The organism is Ruegeria sp. BH8 (genome assembly GCF_056538065.1).
On sequence record NZ_JBQFSP010000006.1, the window covers coordinates 119,920 to 136,744 of the forward strand.

At 59.7% G+C, this 16,825-nt stretch carries 18 protein-coding genes; 10 read left to right on the top strand and 8 right to left on the bottom strand.

All coding sequences use genetic code 11. The features are described from left to right. Nucleotide 1: 1 nt before the first annotated feature. Both ACR0AD_RS12560 and ACR0AD_RS12565 read right to left on the bottom strand, forming a co-directional pair. Complete coding sequence (locus ACR0AD_RS12560) at nucleotides 2–1,804, bottom strand: hypothetical protein (RefSeq protein ID WP_480487588.1); 1,803 nt, start codon at nucleotides 1,802–1,804, stop codon at nucleotides 2–4. Nucleotides 1,805–1,963: 159 nt separating this feature from the next. Further along, nucleotides 1,964–2,425, bottom strand: coding sequence for a hypothetical protein (locus ACR0AD_RS12565; protein ID WP_480475505.1), 462 nt, complete (start codon nucleotides 2,423–2,425; stop codon nucleotides 1,964–1,966). A gap of 355 nt (nucleotides 2,426–2,780) precedes the next feature. Here ACR0AD_RS12565 and ACR0AD_RS12570 point away from each other — a divergent pair, with 355 nt between their 5' ends. Further along, entirely contained in the window at nucleotides 2,781–3,359 is a 579-nt protein-coding gene (locus ACR0AD_RS12570; RefSeq protein WP_480487587.1) for a thymidine kinase, read from the top strand. Here ACR0AD_RS12570 and ACR0AD_RS12575 read toward each other — a convergent pair. The 5 genes from ACR0AD_RS12575 to ACR0AD_RS12595 form a co-directional block, all read right to left on the bottom strand. Continuing rightward, the gene (locus ACR0AD_RS12575) at nucleotides 3,356–4,306 is read right to left on the bottom strand and encodes a 2-hydroxyacid dehydrogenase (RefSeq protein ID WP_480487585.1); all 951 of its coding nucleotides are present in this window, start codon (nucleotides 4,304–4,306) and stop codon (nucleotides 3,356–3,358) included. The two genes, ACR0AD_RS12570 and ACR0AD_RS12575, sit on opposite strands and share 4 nt — an antisense overlap. Continuing rightward, a complete protein-coding gene (locus tag ACR0AD_RS12580; protein ID WP_480487583.1) occupies nucleotides 4,306–4,644 on the bottom strand; it encodes a tRNA-binding protein in 339 nt (112 codons plus the stop codon). The genes ACR0AD_RS12575 and ACR0AD_RS12580 overlap by 1 nt, the downstream gene beginning before the upstream one ends. Next, on the bottom strand, nucleotides 4,637–5,452 hold the full coding sequence (proC, locus tag ACR0AD_RS12585; protein WP_480487581.1) for a pyrroline-5-carboxylate reductase: 816 nt from the start codon (nucleotides 5,450–5,452) through the stop codon (nucleotides 4,637–4,639). Before proC ends, ACR0AD_RS12580 begins: the two co-directional genes overlap by 8 nt. 39 nt (nucleotides 5,453–5,491) lie before the next feature. Then, nucleotides 5,492–5,992 carry a type III secretion system chaperone family protein gene (locus ACR0AD_RS12590; protein ID WP_209598027.1) on the bottom strand — a complete coding sequence of 167 codons (501 nt, stop codon included), beginning with the start codon at nucleotides 5,990–5,992 and terminating at the stop codon, nucleotides 5,492–5,494. Nucleotides 5,993–6,313: 321 nt separating this feature from the next. Next, nucleotides 6,314–6,562 (bottom strand): accessory factor UbiK family protein, encoded by a 249-nt coding sequence (locus tag ACR0AD_RS12595; RefSeq protein WP_480487580.1) that lies wholly within the window; start codon nucleotides 6,560–6,562, stop codon nucleotides 6,314–6,316. 97 nt (nucleotides 6,563–6,659) lie between these two features. Here ACR0AD_RS12595 and lgt point away from each other — a divergent pair, with 97 nt between their 5' ends. The 5 genes from lgt to ACR0AD_RS12620 all read left to right on the top strand — a co-directional run bounded on the left by lgt (nucleotide 6,660) and on the right by ACR0AD_RS12620 (nucleotide 10,881). Then, a complete protein-coding gene (gene lgt / locus ACR0AD_RS12600) occupies nucleotides 6,660–7,550 on the top strand; it encodes a prolipoprotein diacylglyceryl transferase (protein ID WP_480487578.1) in 891 nt (296 codons plus the stop codon). Then, nucleotides 7,547–8,614: a class I SAM-dependent methyltransferase gene (locus ACR0AD_RS12605; RefSeq protein ID WP_480487576.1), complete on the top strand. Its 1,068-nt coding sequence runs from the start codon at nucleotides 7,547–7,549 to the stop codon at nucleotides 8,612–8,614. The genes lgt and ACR0AD_RS12605 overlap by 4 nt, the downstream gene beginning before the upstream one ends. After that, entirely contained in the window at nucleotides 8,611–9,369 is a 759-nt protein-coding gene (gene pgeF / locus ACR0AD_RS12610) for a peptidoglycan editing factor PgeF (protein WP_267362960.1), read from the top strand. Before ACR0AD_RS12605 ends, pgeF begins: the two co-directional genes overlap by 4 nt. Nucleotides 9,370–9,639: 270 nt before the next feature. After that, a complete protein-coding gene (locus ACR0AD_RS12615) occupies nucleotides 9,640–9,768 on the top strand; it encodes a hypothetical protein (RefSeq protein WP_267362961.1) in 129 nt (42 codons plus the stop codon). Nucleotides 9,769–10,098: 330 nt separating this feature from the next. Continuing rightward, nucleotides 10,099–10,881, top strand: coding sequence for a Hint domain-containing protein (locus tag ACR0AD_RS12620; RefSeq protein ID WP_267362963.1), 783 nt, complete (start codon nucleotides 10,099–10,101; stop codon nucleotides 10,879–10,881). A 119-nt stretch (nucleotides 10,882–11,000) separates the two neighbouring features. Here the strand turns inward: ACR0AD_RS12620 and ACR0AD_RS12625 are convergent, their stop codons facing one another. Further along, nucleotides 11,001–11,501, bottom strand: coding sequence for an Lrp/AsnC family transcriptional regulator (locus ACR0AD_RS12625; RefSeq protein WP_480475487.1), 501 nt, complete (start codon nucleotides 11,499–11,501; stop codon nucleotides 11,001–11,003). Between the two features lie 227 nt (nucleotides 11,502–11,728). Between ACR0AD_RS12625 and trxB the strand changes: the two genes are divergently transcribed. From trxB to ACR0AD_RS12645, 4 genes are all read left to right on the top strand, one after another. Next, the gene (gene trxB, locus ACR0AD_RS12630; RefSeq protein WP_267362965.1) at nucleotides 11,729–12,670 is read left to right on the top strand and encodes a thioredoxin-disulfide reductase; all 942 of its coding nucleotides are present in this window, start codon (nucleotides 11,729–11,731) and stop codon (nucleotides 12,668–12,670) included. A 3-nt stretch (nucleotides 12,671–12,673) separates the two neighbouring features. Then, a complete protein-coding gene (locus tag ACR0AD_RS12635) occupies nucleotides 12,674–13,123 on the top strand; it encodes an RES family NAD+ phosphorylase (protein WP_480475485.1) in 450 nt (149 codons plus the stop codon). 80 nt (nucleotides 13,124–13,203) lie between these two features. After that, entirely contained in the window at nucleotides 13,204–14,895 is a 1,692-nt protein-coding gene (locus ACR0AD_RS12640; RefSeq protein WP_480482242.1) for an adenylate/guanylate cyclase domain-containing protein, read from the top strand. A 196-nt stretch (nucleotides 14,896–15,091) separates the two neighbouring features. Next, nucleotides 15,092–16,810 (top strand): bifunctional sulfate adenylyltransferase/adenylylsulfate kinase, encoded by a 1,719-nt coding sequence (locus ACR0AD_RS12645; protein WP_267362968.1) that lies wholly within the window; start codon nucleotides 15,092–15,094, stop codon nucleotides 16,808–16,810. The last annotated feature ends 15 nt before the right edge of the window (nucleotides 16,811–16,825 follow it).

Genomic DNA, 16,825 nt, shown 5'->3' on the forward strand with positions numbered 1-16,825 from the left:
CCTAGAAATCGGCCGCCAACTGAAAAACCTGAAACGCGGCCCCTTCCCCACCATCAATCCGTTTGAGATAGGCGGGGGTTTCACCCTTTGCCAATTGGGATTGCAGCCCGCGCCCCTGAGACGCCCAGTCCCAGAATTCAGTACGGGGCGCAGCGGTGCAAAGCAGCACATAGCTTACACCCAGCGCAGCAAGACGCGGACCGGCCTGGGACGCATCCACACGCAAAACCGCGATCTGCGCCTGAATTCCGGCCCGGTTGCGGTGATAATTCCCAGCCAGAACCGAATGATCAGTATAGCGCAGCACCTCTGCCGCATAATCGAAATCGACCAGAACCATGCCGGCTGGCAGGTCTTGCAGGGCCGCGTAGGCCTCGGGCGCTTTGCAGGGGGCGCCGACGTTTTGCGAATCCCGCGCAACCTCAGCGACGGGTGCCGCAAGGGATGGGCGCGCAAACCGTTCCAGCTGTTTTTCCACGCTGATGCCGATCTTTGGCGAGACGCAGACGATAAAGCCTATCATAACCAAGCCGGAGAGCGTGCGGCCATGGGTTCTGTAACTGACGTAAAGGGCCCGCAGCACCTGAGCCTGAACAGCCACAAGGGACACGCCCAGAAATGTCATCATCCGGGACTGGTACAGAAACATGGAAAACCCGGTCACAATCAGCGCCAGAAACAGGAAGTAATCCATTTTGTCTTGCGACTGGCGGGCAAAGAACAAGGCTGCCACCGCCGTGATGACGGACATGGCGATCAGGGCCGCAGCCTCGCCCAGGTGTCGTTCCAGCACGACAGTGATATTCTGTGCTTCAGCAACCTGGCTGAGCCAGAAGTCGCGCATGTCCTGAGGCAGGTCCGCAATCGGGTTTTCAAGGCAGTAGGGCGCAAATGCGTAAGCGCAGCCAAGTGTTACAGCGCCTGTCGCAAGACACGCGCCGATGCGCCCCCAATGGGACCAGCCCGACCCGACCCAGGCTGCTGCACACAGGCACAGGGCCGCGATCCCGGCCGGCAGGGCCACACTGATCGTCAGGGCATCGCAGCTTGGGAACAGAAAGCCCTGACGCCCCGTTGTTGCAACGCTGGCCAGCAACAGGGTCAGCGCCAGCCCGGTTCCAAACACCATGGTGCGGCGGCGGGCGGCTGTGCCGGTCACGATCCAGTCAATCGTGAAGAACACCGCGATAATCGCTACCTGCACGATCGATTCGGTTCCGATTGACACCGAAAGGGCCAGACAGACACCCAGCCATCCCGCAGCAGAGGGTTTGGCCTTGCGCAGGACAAAGAACATGAGGGCCGCTGCAAACAGCAGAATCTGAACATTGTGGTGGTCAAACGAGAAATAGTCGAACTTCCGATAATGTTCGAGCGTCAGCGCACCGACCACCAGTGCCGAAATCGCGCCATTTCGCCCGCCCAACGCTGCGCCGGTGACAGCAAAGGCCCACAGGGTCAGCCCCGCCAGAAGCACCGGCCACACAAACGCGGTCACTTGCAAGGCGGTGTCGGGCGGCACGACCATCGCGGACAGCGCGTAGATCCCGGCAATCGGTGCATCGACAAGCCGGGACCAGTGCATCAGCGTGCCGTCACCGGGGCCCAGCCGATGCTGATAGGCGTCAAACCAGCCCTGTCCCGCCAGCAGGTCCTGTACCATGACCCAGCGCATCGCGTCATCAGGGCCTTCCTGATAAGCGCCAAACAGCACCGTGGCCAGAAAGAGCACATAGACAAACAGGAACGACCGCCAAACCATACGGTCTGCGAGAATGCTGTAATTTCCCTGCATTTTCTGCATGGTTTCCTGCCCTTGACGATCTTGCCTGTGCCACAGCTTATCTGAAAGACGTGACTGAATTGAGGCGCAGAGTCCGGTTGATGATCATGCCACAAAGCGCACGACATCTGCGGCGATCCGGGCAGGCGGTTTTTGGCCGATAGCTGGCCGCCACCAAGCCTAGCTGACGCTTTCTTCTTCCAGGTGCAGTTTCATTTCTATCAGGACCTGCTGAAGCAAACTGGTTTCTTTCAGCAGCCTTTTGGCTTCGTTCACCGTGATGATGCCATCTTCGATAGCGGACTGATATTCAGTCATCAACATTGCAAACCGCTGGCTGAGCGCGATGACATCCGAATTCACCCCGCCTGTGCGAGGATCCTCGGTGTTGCGTTCGCTGTAGGACAAGGTGATGTTTTTCAGATCCGCCAGCGCGGATGTCACATGCGGATAAGTTGCTGCGTTTTCAAGCCGAGCCACCGCATCCACGGGCATGAACCTGTCCGCGTGTTCGGCATTGTCCGAATAATACCGGCCCAGGGTCGCCTTGGATTTTCCGGTGATTTCACAAGCAGCTTCTATTCCGACATCTTTGACCAGCGCTTCTGTGTGTTTCTTCAGATAGGCCCCGATATCTGCCATTGATTTACCTTTATTACCTGCAAACGCCCGCCCGGTGTCCAAACCGGGGAAAGCGTCGGGAAATTTCCCATACCTGAGTCATAATTGAAATGTCATACATTGACTATCCCTCAGATAAGCGGGGGATTTTGTGAGTGAGTGGCGGCAGTTCAAGCCGGTAAAGAGTGATTGCGGGGCGGTATTGTTGGGCCTTGCTTTGTTTTGGCCACATGTTGGCCGACGGCGTCGCTGTTGCAGACGCGGGGGTTCCATCCCCTACGAGCCCAGCTCGGCCTCTGCACACGCAATGGCGACGTCGCTTCTTACATCCCTTTGCTCTCTTGTTCCTTTTGGCCGGGCGTTTTAGACCCACGCTATGGCAAAGCTGTATTTCAACTATTCCACCATGAACGCGGGCAAGTCGACCGTGTTGCTACAGGCCTCGCACAACTATCGCGAGCGCGGAATGCAGACCTACCTGATGACCGCCGCCATTGACGGGCGGGCGGGTGCGGGGCGGATTGCATCGCGCATCGGCATATCGGAGCAGGCTGACACTTTCACACCCGAAGATGATGTCTTCGCCATGATCCGGTCCCGGCTGGACAAAGGTTCCGTGGCCTGCGTTTTCATTGATGAGGCGCAGTTCCTGTCCGAGGCGCAGGTCTGGCAACTGGCCCGTGCGGTGGACGATCTGGATGTACCGGTGCTGGCCTATGGTCTGCGCGTGGATTTTCAGGGCAAGCTGTTCCCCGGTTCCGCCACCCTGCTGGCCCTTGCCGACGAAATGCGCGAGGTGCGCACGATCTGTGAATGCGGCCGCAAGGCCACGATGGTGATTCGTCGCGACGAGACCGGCAAGGCCATCACCGAAGGGGCGCAGGTGCAGATCGGTGGGAACGAGACCTATGTCTCGCTCTGCCGCAAACACTGGCGCGAGGCGGTCGGCGACTAGACCGGGTTGGGCAGCGCCCTGCCCGCGACAAAGGCCGCCACGTTATCCAGCGCCATGTGCCCCATGCTGCTGCGCACCTCTTCGGTGGCAGTGCCCAGATGGGGCAGCAGGGTGACGTTTTCCATTTCGCACAGGGATTGCGGCACTTTGGGTTCGAATTCGTAGACGTCAAGCCCCGCCCCCGCGATCTGACCGGTTTGCAGCGCCGTGATCAGCGCGACCTCGTCCACCACCTCGCCACGGGCGATGTTGACCAGAATAGCCGAGGGGTTCATCGCCTCAAGAATCTGCGCATTGATCAGGTGGCGGGTTTCCGCACCGCCGGGAACCGCAAGCACAAGGAAATCGACCGAAGCGGCGAGTGTTTCAAGGTCAGGTGTGAATTCCGCCGGAAAGTCCAGATCTTTTGCATTGCGGGATTGATAGGCCACCTGCATGGCAAACCCGAAAAGACAGCGACGCGCGATGGCCTGCCCGATGCGGCCCATGCCGACGATGCCCACGCGCTTGCCGGTCACATGATGGCCCAGCATCTGCGTCGGGTGCCAGCCCTGCCACTGCCCCGACCGCACCAGCCGCTCCCCCTCACCGGCGCGCCGGGCTGTGGTCAGCAGCAGGGTCATGGCGATATCGGCTGTGGCATCGGTGACCGCGCCGGGCGTGTTGGTTACGTCAATCCCGGCCGCGCGTGCGGCATCCACGTCGATATGGTTGAAGCCAACACCGAAATTGGCCAGCAGCTTGCAGCGCGGCTGACCGACCTCGGCAAAGATCCGAGCCGAGAACTGATCGCCCAATGTCGGCACAACAACGTCGTATCCGGCCAGAGCGGCCAGCATCTCCTGCCGCGCCATGGGCAGGGTGTTTTCCCGGATGGTTACATCGAAATCGGCGCGGGCGCGCGATTCGACTGCCGGTGTCATCGGACGCGTGATAAGCAGTTTCATCAGTGCATCCGCCCGCCGGTTGGTACCTTGCCGTCGGGGCCGATCAAAACGATCTCGCCGTTGTCATCGGGCAGACCCAGCACCAGAACCTCGGACATGAACTTGCCGATCTGGCGCGGAGGGAAGTTGACGACAGCCATGACCTGTTTGCCGACCAGAGTGGCCGGATCGTAATGCGCGGTGATCTGGGCCGAGGTCTTGCGCTCGCCAATCTCGTCCCCAAAGTCGATCCACATCTTGATCGCGGGTTTGCGGGCCTCGGGATAGGGTTCGGCGCGGATCACCTCGCCCACGCGAATATCGACCTTGAGAAAGTCGTCGAACGAAATTTCACCCACGCGAGAGCTCCTTGGATCGGTTGGTTGCGGCCTTGACGGCACGGTGCAGCAGGTCGGGAAAGCCGGTTTCCTGATGCATCAGCACCTCAAGCGCGGCTTGTGTGGTACCGTTCGGAGAGGTCACGTTGATGCGCAGCTGCGCGGGGTCTTCGTCGGACGCCATGGCCAGTGCCCCAGCACCGGCCACTGTGGACTTGGCCAGTTTCATCGCAAGCTCGGCAGGCAGGCCATGCGCCTCGCCCGCTGCGGCCAGGGTTTCGATCAGATGGAACACATAGGCCGGGCCGGACCCGCTGAGCCCGGTGACGGCGTCCATCTGTGCCTCATCCTCTAGGCGAACGGTCTGGCCCACTGCCGCCAGCAGGTTTTCGGCCTGTTCCATATCGGTTTCGGAGGCGTGTGCGTTGCCGATCAGTGCCGTGACGCCCTGACGGATAGCAGCGGGTGTGTTGGGCATGGCGCGAATGATCGGGGTGTCTTGGCCCAGAACGGATTCGAAGGTGGCAATCGAGGTGCCAGCCGCAACGGAAATGAACAGGCTGGACCCACCGCCCAGCGCCTGAATGGCAGGCAGGGCTTCGCCCATCATCTGCGGTTTGACCGCAACCAGCACCACGGCGGGGGATTCGGGCAACGGTGCGTTGATATTGACGCCCTGCGCCTTCAGCCAATCTGACGGGCAGGGATCGATGACCCAAACGGAAGCTGGCGGAAGGCCGTGTTCCAGCCATCCCGCCAGCATTGCGGACCCCATCTTTCCGCACCCCAGAAGCACAAGCCCCTGTTCAGCCACTCGCGTCATGTCCATTTGCCCCTCCCGCTTTACATATCGGTTCGGGGCAAAGGTTTACGCGCGGCCGTAGGCCTCTGCAATGGCCACTTGCATGGCTTCTTCTGGCCCTCTGTTGCCCCAGGTCACCAATTGGATCGCGGGGTAGTACCGCTCGGCGCTCATGACGGCGGCATTGATCATCGTGTCGATCTGGTCAGCGCTGGCCGTTTGCCCGCCTGCAAGGACCAGACCATAGCGATAGACCATCAGCTTCTGGTTTGCCCAATAGGTAAACGCGCCTGCCCAGCACTGGTCGTTCATCTTGTTGAGCAGCTCATAGAGCTGCATTTCACGCTCGGCCGGTGGTTCCATTTCGAAGCTGCACACCATGCGCAGCGTTTCGTCATAGTTGGACCAGGCCAGCGTGATCGAGTAGGTGCGCCACTGCCCTTCAACGGCCATGGCAATCTGATCGTCCCCAATGCGATCAAAATCCCAGTCGTGATGTTCGGCCAGATGCTCAACAATGTCGATCGGATGAATGTCTTCTTCGAGATACTGCTCGGAAAGGGCCATAATGCCACCTCACTAATCTCTAGCATTTCGGGGCTGGCAGCGCCCCAGCGCTAGTTGCCTGCTCTACAAACCGGGCTTCCCCCATGGGCCTGTACTAAATATGGTGCGATGTGGCGTAAGTTCTGGCAACCCTAATTATTGGGGATAACAGCAATAAGTTGTGGACAGAAGGCAACGGCGATCAAAATATTGGCGCCAGAGTCAGCTTTATCTTGAATAAATTCTGCGACACGTCAGAATACACAGCACCGCACAATCCGGGCTGGATTGCGCGGCGGAATGCTTTGTCCGAAAATTGTGGAAACAGGGAACGCCGGGGCGTTATTTGTCCAGTTTCGCCTCGAGCGCGGCGATGCGGGCTTCGAGTGCCACGTTTTCTTCGCGCGCCTTCTGAGCCATGGCGCGCACGGCGTCAAATTCTTCACGGGTGACGAAATCGCGGTCGGCCAGCCAGCGGTCGATCATCGACTTCATCGCGTTTTCAGCCTCTTCCCGCGCGCCCTGCGCCACGCCCATGGCGTTGGTCATCAGCTGGGACACGTCATCCAGGATTTTGTTGCGGGTCTGCATATCTGTTCTCCGATCTCGCGGTTTACCTGTATATGGGCAAAGAATGGCGCGGGCTCAAGGTTGACTTGACCTGCAAACCCCGGGCAATGAGACGCACATGCAGGCTGTTCTAAATTTCCCCGATCTGTCGCCCGAACTGTTCTCGATCCCGCTGTTCGGGATGGAGTTCGCGTTAAGGTGGTATGCGCTGGCCTATATCGCGGGCATCCTGATCGCGTGGCGGCTGGCTGTTGTGGCGTTGCGCCGCCCGGCACTCTGGCCTGCGGATGGCCCGCCGATGAAGCCCGAACAGCTGGAGGATCTGGTTACCTGGATCATTCTGGGTGTGATTCTGGGCGGGCGGCTGGGCTTTGTGCTGTTCTATCAACCGGCTTATTACCTGTCCCACCCGCTGGAGATCGTGAAGGTCTGGCAAGGCGGCATGGCGTTTCATGGCGGCCTGCTGGGCGTGATCCTTGCGTCGTACCTGTTTGCACGACGGCACCGGATCCCTGCCCTGTCGCTGGGGGATCTGGTTGCCTACACCGTTCCGCCCGGATTGCTGCTGGGGCGGCTGGCCAATTTCGTCAACGCCGAGCTGTGGGGCCGCCCGAGTGAGCTGCCCTGGGCTGTCATCTTTCCTGGATATGCTGCGCAGGATTGCCCCGGCGTGGTCGCAGGCATGTGCGCCCGGCACCCGTCGCAGCTGTATGAGGCCGCGCTGGAGGGTGTGTTGCTGGGGGCGGTATTGCTGTGGCTGGTCTATCGGCGCGGCGGTTTTCGCACACCGGGCCTTGTCATGGGGACGTTTCTTGCGGGCTACGGCGCGTCGCGCTTTATCGTCGAGTTCTTTCGCCAGCCGGACGCACAATTCGTATCGCCCGGCAACCCGCTGGGACTGGCCTGGCATGTGGGCGGGTACGGGCTGACCATGGGGCAGTTCCTGTCGCTGCCGATGATCGCGCTTGGATTGTGGTTTGCCCTGCGCGCGCGGCGGCAGGCGGCATGAGCCTGACCGATCATCTGGTCGCCCGCATCCGGCAGGATGGACCCATGAGCGTGGCGGATTACATGGCTGAGTGCCTGCTGCATCCGACGCTGGGCTATTACACGACCCGTGATCCGCTGGGGGCTGCGGGGGATTTCACCACAGCGCCGGAAATCAGTCAGATGTTCGGAGAGCTGGTCGGGCTGTCTCTGGCGCAGAGCTGGATGGATCAGGGACGGCCCGCACCGTTTACCCTGTGTGAGCTGGGGCCGGGGCGCGGTACCCTGATGGCCGATATTCTGCGCGCTACACGAACGATTCCCGGATTTCACAAGGCGGCGCAGGTAGTTCTGGTCGAAGCATCGCCTGTATTGAAACAGGTGCAGGCTGAAACCCTGAACGAATACGAGGCGGCCTGGATCGACATGATCGCCGACCTGCCCGACCAGCCGCTGTTGCTGGTTGCCAACGAGTTCTTTGATGCCCTGCCCATCCGCCAGTTCCAGCGTGACGGTACGGGCTGGCGCGAGCGTCTGGTGGGCGAGCGCGACGGTGGGTTGACGTTCGGACTGGGCGCGATCGGGCCGCAGGTGGCGCTGAATGACAGGCTGTTGGACACCAAGGACGGTGATCTGGTCGAACTGTGTGCTGCTGCAATTCCCATTCTGACCGTAATCGCGGGGCGGGTCGCCAGCCATGGCGGCGCGGCATTGATTGTGGATTATGGCGACTGGCATTCGCTGGGCGATACCTTGCAGGCTCTGCAAAACCACGAACATTCCGATCCTCTGGCATCGCCCGGTCAGGCCGATTTGACCGCGCATGTGGATTTTGAGCCTTTGGCCGTTGCGACCCGCGCCTGTGGGTGCAGGCATACACGCTTGACACCGCAGGGCGTCTTCCTTGAACGGCTGGGGATCACCGCCCGCGCGCAAGCCCTGTCCAAGGCGCTGAGCGGTTCCGAGCTGGATGCGCTGATTGCCGCGCATCGGCGGTTGACGCATCCTGATGAAATGGGAAATCTGTTCAAGGTGATGGGCCTTTTCCCGGCCTATGCAGCCCCACCACCAGGATTGGAACCATGACGCTGGAAATTCTGACCTCGGATCTGCTGTCGCCATTTCGCCATGGGTTCTTTACCCGTCGCGGCGGCGCGTCTTCAGGAATTTTCAGCGGGTTGAACTGCGGTCAGGGGTCCTCGGATCAAACCGAGATTGTCGCGCTGAACCGGCGGCGGGTGGCCGACGCGATGGAGGTGGACCCCGAGGCAATGGTCGCGGTGCATCAGGTTCATTCCCCAACGGTTCTGACAGTCCAAGCCCCGGTTGACGGTGAAAAACCCAAAGCGGACGCCATTGTCACAGCAACACCCGGTCTGGCCCTGACGATCCTGACGGCCGATTGCCAGCCGGTTCTGTTCGCCGATCCCGACGCGCATGTGATCGGTGCGGCCCATGCCGGGTGGCGCGGCGCGCTGGACGGTGTTCTGGAAGCGACGCTGGACGCGATGGAGGCGCTGGGAGCCGACCGCAGCAATATCTGCGCCGTGATCGGACCCAGTATTTCCCAGCGCGCTTACGAGGTGGGGCCAGAGTTTCTGGACGCGTTCCTGGCGGATTCGCCGGACAACAGCCGCTTTTTTGCCAATGGTGAAAGTGACCGCCTGCAATTTGATCTGCCCGCCTTCGGGCTGCACCGGCTGCGGCAGGCGGGAATCGGACAGGCCGAGTGGACCCGGCACTGCACATATTCCGACCCTGACAGGTTCTATTCCTATCGCCGATCAACGCACGCGAACGAGGTCGATTACGGGCGGTTGATTTCCGTCATAAGATTGTGATCTTCGTCCAGATTTAGGTGCCCTGCCACTTTTCCGCCACATTTGTTGTGTTGATTGGGCATCAGAATCGTAACGAGTTTTTGCCAGTAATCAGATCGGTATCTGACGTTCGAAAATCGGGCGCTGGCGTGTTGAGTGGGAGGTCCGTCTGACTTCATTTTTCTGTCCGCAAATCATCCCGGATAAGCCTTATCCCTGCCGCAAACCCGCGTCACAAAAGGTTCACAGAGGATGTGGGGAAATACACCCCGTTCAGAGCAGGACCAAAAAATGAAGACCAAATCACGCTTTCTGAAAGCCATGGTCGAGGCCACTCGGGACCAGAACCTGGAAATGCCGTGGAAGCGGGTAACAAGCAATTCTGTCAGGGTCGCCAGTCGCATCGCGGCACGACGCTGAGACAGAAAACCCAGAGACCAAGCTGCCGGTCTTATTTGGGTCAACGCGTATCAGGTTCGCTCCGGCCTGATGTATCGCGCGTCACGAGCGAGGGGTTCGTGACTTTTTAGGAGTTGTGTGTGTGCGGGCAATTTCGCCCGTGAAGTACGAGTTTGTCTGGGGGGTCAATGTGTTGACCATTGGAAAGCGAGATTTAGTCGCGTCGCGGGACCGTACCGGTTGCCGCCCGAGGGTCACCCATTTGTTTCAAGGCAAAGAACCAGTTCGCCGGGCGCGTCTGTACGGGGGTACGCCGCGCCTGACCGAACATTTTGAGGGGACGGAATATTAATGACTATTCCTAATTCACTGGCCCGCGCGGCCAGAAATGCTATCGAAACGTCTGTTATGCTGCGGGACGCGCCGCGGCCGGTTTCCAAGCCAAAAGCCCAGCTGCGCCGCTATGAGGTCAGCAGCCTGTTGAAGAACGGAGATGTGGTTCAGACCCGCCACATCGCACCTGCCCTGCCGATGTTTGAAGACGCGTTTTGCGCCTTCACACGTGGATCTTTGGTAGAAACGGAACATGGACCGATGGCAATCGAGGATCTGATGCCGGGGGATACGGTCCTGACGCAGGATGGCGCATCGGAAACCGTGTTGTGGAAGGGATCTGTCACGTTGATCCCCGGACGCGCGGATTCACGTGGCCGGACGCGACCGCTGACGCGGATCATGGCGGATACGTTCGGGATGCAAAAGCCAATGTCGGGTGTCATTGCTGGCCCGGCGGCGCGAATCGTGGGAACACCTGCGCATTTGCGGCACCTGCATGGGGGGCAGCCGATTCTTACACCCGTGTCCGAATTTCAGGACGGGATGGGTGTCATTGAAACAATGCCGCCCACCCCCGTTGAACTGTTTCACATTTGTTTAAAACGCCATTCCGTTATTCGCGTAGATGGATTACAGTTCGAAACATATCATCCAGGTGTGAATGCGGTTCGCATGATCAGCCACTCGCTTCGGTCGATCTATCTGAACCTGTTCGCGCATATCGAGTCGCTGAACGATTTTGGCCCGCTGCTGATGCCGCGCGCCGGAGATGGTGAGATCGACGCGATGACGGCCTGAGCATGATTGTGATTACTGCATTATGGGGGGCATCATGCAGCTGGTAATAAGTTGGGTTCTATCCCTTGCGGTGGCAGCACTGTTGCCACCAATCACCGCGCAACCAAAACGTGTTGGGGTCACGCCATCCGGTTCATACGTTCTTCCAGAACGTCGAACGGTACGCCTGGCTCGTCTTTTGCGCCGCGAATAACGAGCGATGTCTTGACGCTGGCCACGTTTGGCGTGGTCAGCAACTCGCCCGTCAGAAACTGCTGAAAGCTGCTCAGGTCAGGTGCGACGCATTTCAGAATGAAATCCACTTCGCCGTTCAGCATGTGGCATTCGCGGACCAATGGCCAATCGCGGCAGCGGCCTTCGAACGCGCGCAGTTCGACTTCGGCCTGGCTGTCCAGACCTACCATGGCAAATACCTGAACCTCGAACCCCAACTCGCGCGAGTTGACCTCGGCGTGGTAGCCGGTGATGAAGCCGGATTCTTCGAGTGTGCGCACCCGGCGCAGACAGGGCGGGGCCGAGATTCCGACCCGTTTTGCCAGCTCGACATTGGTCATACGACCGTCCGCCTGCAGTTCCGCCAGAATCTTGCGATCAATATCATCCAGCCGAGTCGTGACCATCAAATGCTCCTGATTTTTTCGGTTCTTATATCAGCACCCCACACGCGCGCAATAATGTTTCGCAGATGCGCAATTTTCTTTGTTTCCTTTTCGCCTTCTTCCCGAAAACCCAAGGCACCCCGGCCCGAAGGGGGCTGAACAGTAAGGGGCTTTAAGCCGGGCCAGTCGGTCGCTATATCGGGGCGACGGGCCGCGGGCCCAAATCAGGCAATTCGAGCGGGGGCACCATGGCCGACACAAGACACACCAAGGTTCTGATCATCGGGTCAGGGCCCGCAGGATACACTGCAGGCGTATATGCAAGCCGCGCCATGCTGGAACCCATTCTGGTACAGGGCATCGAACCCGGTGGTCAGCTGACAACGACGACCGAGGTCGAAAACTGGCCCGGCGACACCGAGGTGCAGGGCCCGGACCTGATGGTGCGGATGCAGGACCATGCGAAGGCCATGGGATGTGAGGTGATTGGCGATATCATTAGCGATCTGGACCTCAGCAAGCGCCCCTTCACCGCCAAGGGCGACAGCGGCACCACCTATACCGCTGATGCGGTCATTCTGGCCACAGGCGCGCGTGCAAAATGGCTGGGTCTGCCGTCGGAAGAGAAGTTCAAGGGCTTTGGCGTCTCGGCCTGCGCCACCTGTGACGGGTTCTTCTATCGCGGGCAGGAAATCGTGGTGATCGGTGGCGGTAACACAGCCGTGGAAGAAGCCCTGTTCCTGACCAATTTCGCCAGCAAGGTGACCCTGATCCACCGCCGTGATGAGTTGCGGGCGGAAAAGATCCTTCAGGATCGCCTGTTGAAGAATGAAAAGATCGAACCGCTGTGGTTCCACCAGCTGGAAGAAGTGATCGGCACCGATGCGCCTTTGGGCGTCGAAGGTGTTCGGGTCAAACATGTTAAAACCGGCGAGATCACCGAGATCCCGTGCAAAGGTGTCTTTGTCGCCATCGGCCACGCCCCTGCGAACGAGTTGGTCAAGGACACGCTGGAAACCCATATGGGTGGTTATGTCGTCACCAAACCGGGCAGCACCGAAACCTCGATCCCCGGCGTGTTCGCGGCAGGCGATCTGACCGACCATGTCTATCGTCAGGCGGTAACAAGCGCCGGGATGGGCTGTATGGCGGCACTGGATGCCGAACGGTTCCTGGCCGAACAGGACTGATGCATGCTTGAATTCTCTGGCCCAGTCTGGAGAATTCTGTTTGCGTCGCAGGCAGCGACCCCATTGCTGCCTGCCCGCGCGCCTGAGGGGCGCTTTCATCATTCCGGACAGTTCGCGCTTTATGCCTCGCTCAGCGCCGAGGGCGCTTCGGTCGCCATCCGGCGCTACGTCTCGGGCGACGATCCCGACCGCGTGATACAAAGGTTTCTGGTGGAAAACGCGCGGTTGGTGGACTACCGCGGGCAGACGGCTGTGTCGGTGATCTGGCAGGATAATCGTGCTATGGGGGTCCCTTCGCCGACATGGGCTTTTTCGGATAAAGCGCGGGCACTGGGGGCGGACGGCTTGATCTACAGCTCGCGCTCGCGCCCCGACCTCAGCCATCTGGTGCTGTTTTGTGCGGACAAGATATCAATTCACTCCCAACACCCCGCGACCCACTGGCGGGCTTAGATTTGCACCCGAAGCCTTGACCTGACCGCGAACGTCCTCGCAAAGTCCAACCAAGGCGAACAGCGATACAGGTGGTATTCTTGAAGAGCGCTTTGTGGCGTGGCGGTTGGGCAACCCGGCTTCGGATCGGCAGCGGGTTGGTTCTGTTTGCTTTCGCTTTCTTCCATTTCATCAACATCGGACTGGGCCTGTTTCACACCGATTATCTGCACGGGATGCAGGACGGTCGAACAGCGGTGACGCGGCACAGTTTTATGAGCCTGCTGCTTTATGCGGCGTTGTTCACACATGCCGGTCTGGCCCTGGCTTCGATCGCACAACGCCGGACCCTGCGCATGCCGTTCAGCACGGCGTTGCAGATTGTTCTGGGTCTGCTGATACCTTTGCAGCTGATCTCGCATGTCATTCAGACCCGGGTCGCGCACGAGATTTACGACGTCAATGACGAGATGGGGTACATCATCATCCTGATGTGGCCTAACATCGTAATTTGGATGCAAAGCGCGTTGTTGCTGATCGTCTGGGTGCATGGCTGTATCGGGCTGCATATGTGGTTACGGCTGACGAAATGGTGGTCCAGCGCCGTACCCTATCTGATCGGTGTTGCCGTCTTCATCCCCATGTTCGCCTTGGCCGGTCTGCTGACCGAGGGCCGCCGCATTTGGTTGGAATTCGCGGATGAGTTTCTGCGGGAACAATATATCGAGCATTACAACTGGCCCTCGCCCGAGGCGTTCCAGACCATGTTCACCGTCAAGGATAATGCCCTTTTGGCGTTCTGGCTCGCCTTGGCGGCCACGGGTCTTGTGTATATCGGGCGCAAGCTGTGGCGGCGCAGGCATTCGGTGCGGGTAAGTTACAGCAACGGGCCCGAGGTGGATGCCGAAAAGGGCATGACCTTGCTTGAGATTTCGCAGGCACATAGTGTGCCCCATACGGCCTTGTGCGGCGGGAAGGGACGCTGCACCACATGCCGCGTCATCATCGAGGAAGGCGCTAACGCCCTACCCCCGCCCGGCGATGTCGAGGCCCGCAGCCTCGCCGCTGTCGGCGCCTCACCGCAGACACGGCTGGCCTGCCAGATCCGCCCGACGGAACCGACCACTGTTTTCCGCGTTTTTCAACCGGATGGCGGGCGCGTTCGCGGGCATGCCAGTCAGGGGCAGGAACGGAAACTGGCCGTGCTGTTTCTGGACATGCGCGGATTTACCGCCCGCACGACGGGTCAGCTGCCCTATGATATCGTGTTCCTGCTGAACCGGTTCTTCGACGCCGTCGTACCTGCCATCACCAAGGACGGCGGTGTCGTGGACAAGTATATGGGCGACGGGTTGCTGGCGGTTTTCGAGAAACCCGATGCGGCCGCATCCGCCAGCGCGGGGTTGAAGGCTGCGATAGATATCAGCCATGCCCTTGACCGGTTCAACGAGCAGCTTGAGGCCGAAGGCAGCCCCGGCATTCGCATCGGAATGGGCTTACACCTTGGTGATCTGGTGCTGGGTGAGATTGGCGCGCAGGGACATGCCGCGAGAACGATCATCGGCGACGCCGTCAATGTGGCCAGCCGACTGGAAAGCGAAACCAAGGCCTTGGGGGTCGAGTTGCTGGTCTCGCAAGAGGTGTTGAAGGCTGCGGGTATGAACCTGCCGCCGGAGGGTATCCGGATGTTCCAGCTGCGCGGCGTTGCCGATCCGATTCCCGCCCTGCCAGTCACCCGCGCGTCCGGGCTTGCGCCGCACACGCGAAAACAGGAACAGTCATACCTTGCATGATCGGAATATATACGCCCCAAGGAACGAGATCATCATTTTGATTTCATAGTTGGAAATTCCTTCCAATCCGCGAGAAATCAGCGCATATCGTCCTTTGTTTCATTGACGCCAGTGGACTTCGCCCAACAGTCGGTGCAAATGCCCCGAAAACGCCCTTGAATCACTGGCAACACAACACTGCGATAAGAGTATTCAGATGACGATGTTAAGCAATCTGGCCCCCATTCCCGAACTTTATGTGTCGTATGACTCGGCCCAGAAACTGAAGGTCGAAGCCGCCGACCTGACCAGCTGGGATCTGAGCCCGCGCCAGATCTGTGATCTGGAACTGCTGATGAATGGCGGTTTCAACCCGCTCAAAGGTTTCCTGAGCGAAGCCGATTACGACAATGTCGTCGAAAACATGCGTCTGGCTGATGGCACGCTTTGGCCAATGCCCATCACGCTGGACGTCAGCGAAGACTTTGCGGACAAGATCGAACTGGGTCAGGATATCGCGCTGCGCGATCAGGAAGGCGTGATTCTGGGCACCATGACGGTCACTGACCGCTGGACACCGAACAAAGCCCGCGAGGCCGAGAAGGTTTTTGGTGCCGATGACGATGCCCACCCGGCTGTGAACTATCTGCACAATGTGGCGGGCAAGGTCTATCTGGGTGGCCCTGTCGTGGGCATCCAGCAGCCTGTTCACTATGACTTCCGCGGTCGCCGCGACACGCCGAACGAGCTGCGCGCCTATTTCCGCAAGCTGGGCTGGCGCCGGATCGTGGCCTTCCAGACCCGCAACCCCCTGCACCGTGCGCATCAGGAACTGACTTTCCGCGCCGCCAAGGAAGCGCAGGCCAACCTGCTGATCCACCCGGTCGTGGGCATGACCAAGCCGGGCGACGTAGACCACTTTACCCGCGTGCGCTGCTATGAGGCGGTGCTGGACAAGTATCCCGCATCCACCACCTCGATGAGCCTGCTGAATCTGGCGATGCGCATGGCTGGCCCGCGCGAGGCGGTCTGGCACGGGCTAATCCGCGCCAACCATGGCTGCACCCATTTCATCGTGGGTCGCGATCACGCGGGTCCGGGCAAGAACTCGGCCGGTGAAGATTTCTATGGCCCCTATGACGCGCAGGACCTGTTCCGCCAGTTCCAGGACGAGATCGGCGTCGAGATGGTCGATTTCAAACACATGGTCTATGTGCAGGAACGCGCGCAATACGAGCCGAATGACGAGATTCTGGACAAGGACAATGTCACGATCCTGAACATCTCGGGCACCGAGCTGCGCCGCCGTCTGGCCGAGGGTCTGGAAATCCCCGAATGGTTCAGCTTTCCCGAAGTGGTGGCCGAGCTGCGCAAGACCAAGCCGCCACGCAGCCAGCAGGGCTTTACCGTGTTCTTCACCGGCTTCTCGGGCTCGGGCAAGTCCACCATCGCCAACGCGCTTATGGTCAAGCTGATGGAGATGGGGGGCCGTCCGGTCACGTTGCTGGATGGCGATATCGTGCGGAAAAACCTGTCATCCGAACTGGGTTTCTCGAAAGAGCATCGCGACCTGAACATCCGCCGGATCGGATATGTCGCATCCGAGATCACCAAGAACGGCGGCATCGCCATCTGCGCGCCGATCGCACCTTATGCCACCACGCGCCGCGCGGTACGCGAAGAGATCGAGCAGTTCGGTGCCTTCTGCGAAGTGCATGTTGCGACCACCATCGAAGAATGTGAGCGGCGCGACCGCAAGGGTCTGTACAAGCTGGCCCGCGAAGGCAAGATCAAGGAATTCACCGGAATCTCGGACCCGTATGACGTGCCTCAGAACCCCGAATTGCGTGTCGAGACCGAGAATGTCGAGGTCGACAACTGCGCCCATCAGGTGCTGCTGAAGCTGGAAAGCATGGGCCTGATCGCAGCAGGCTGAACCAGATGAATGAAT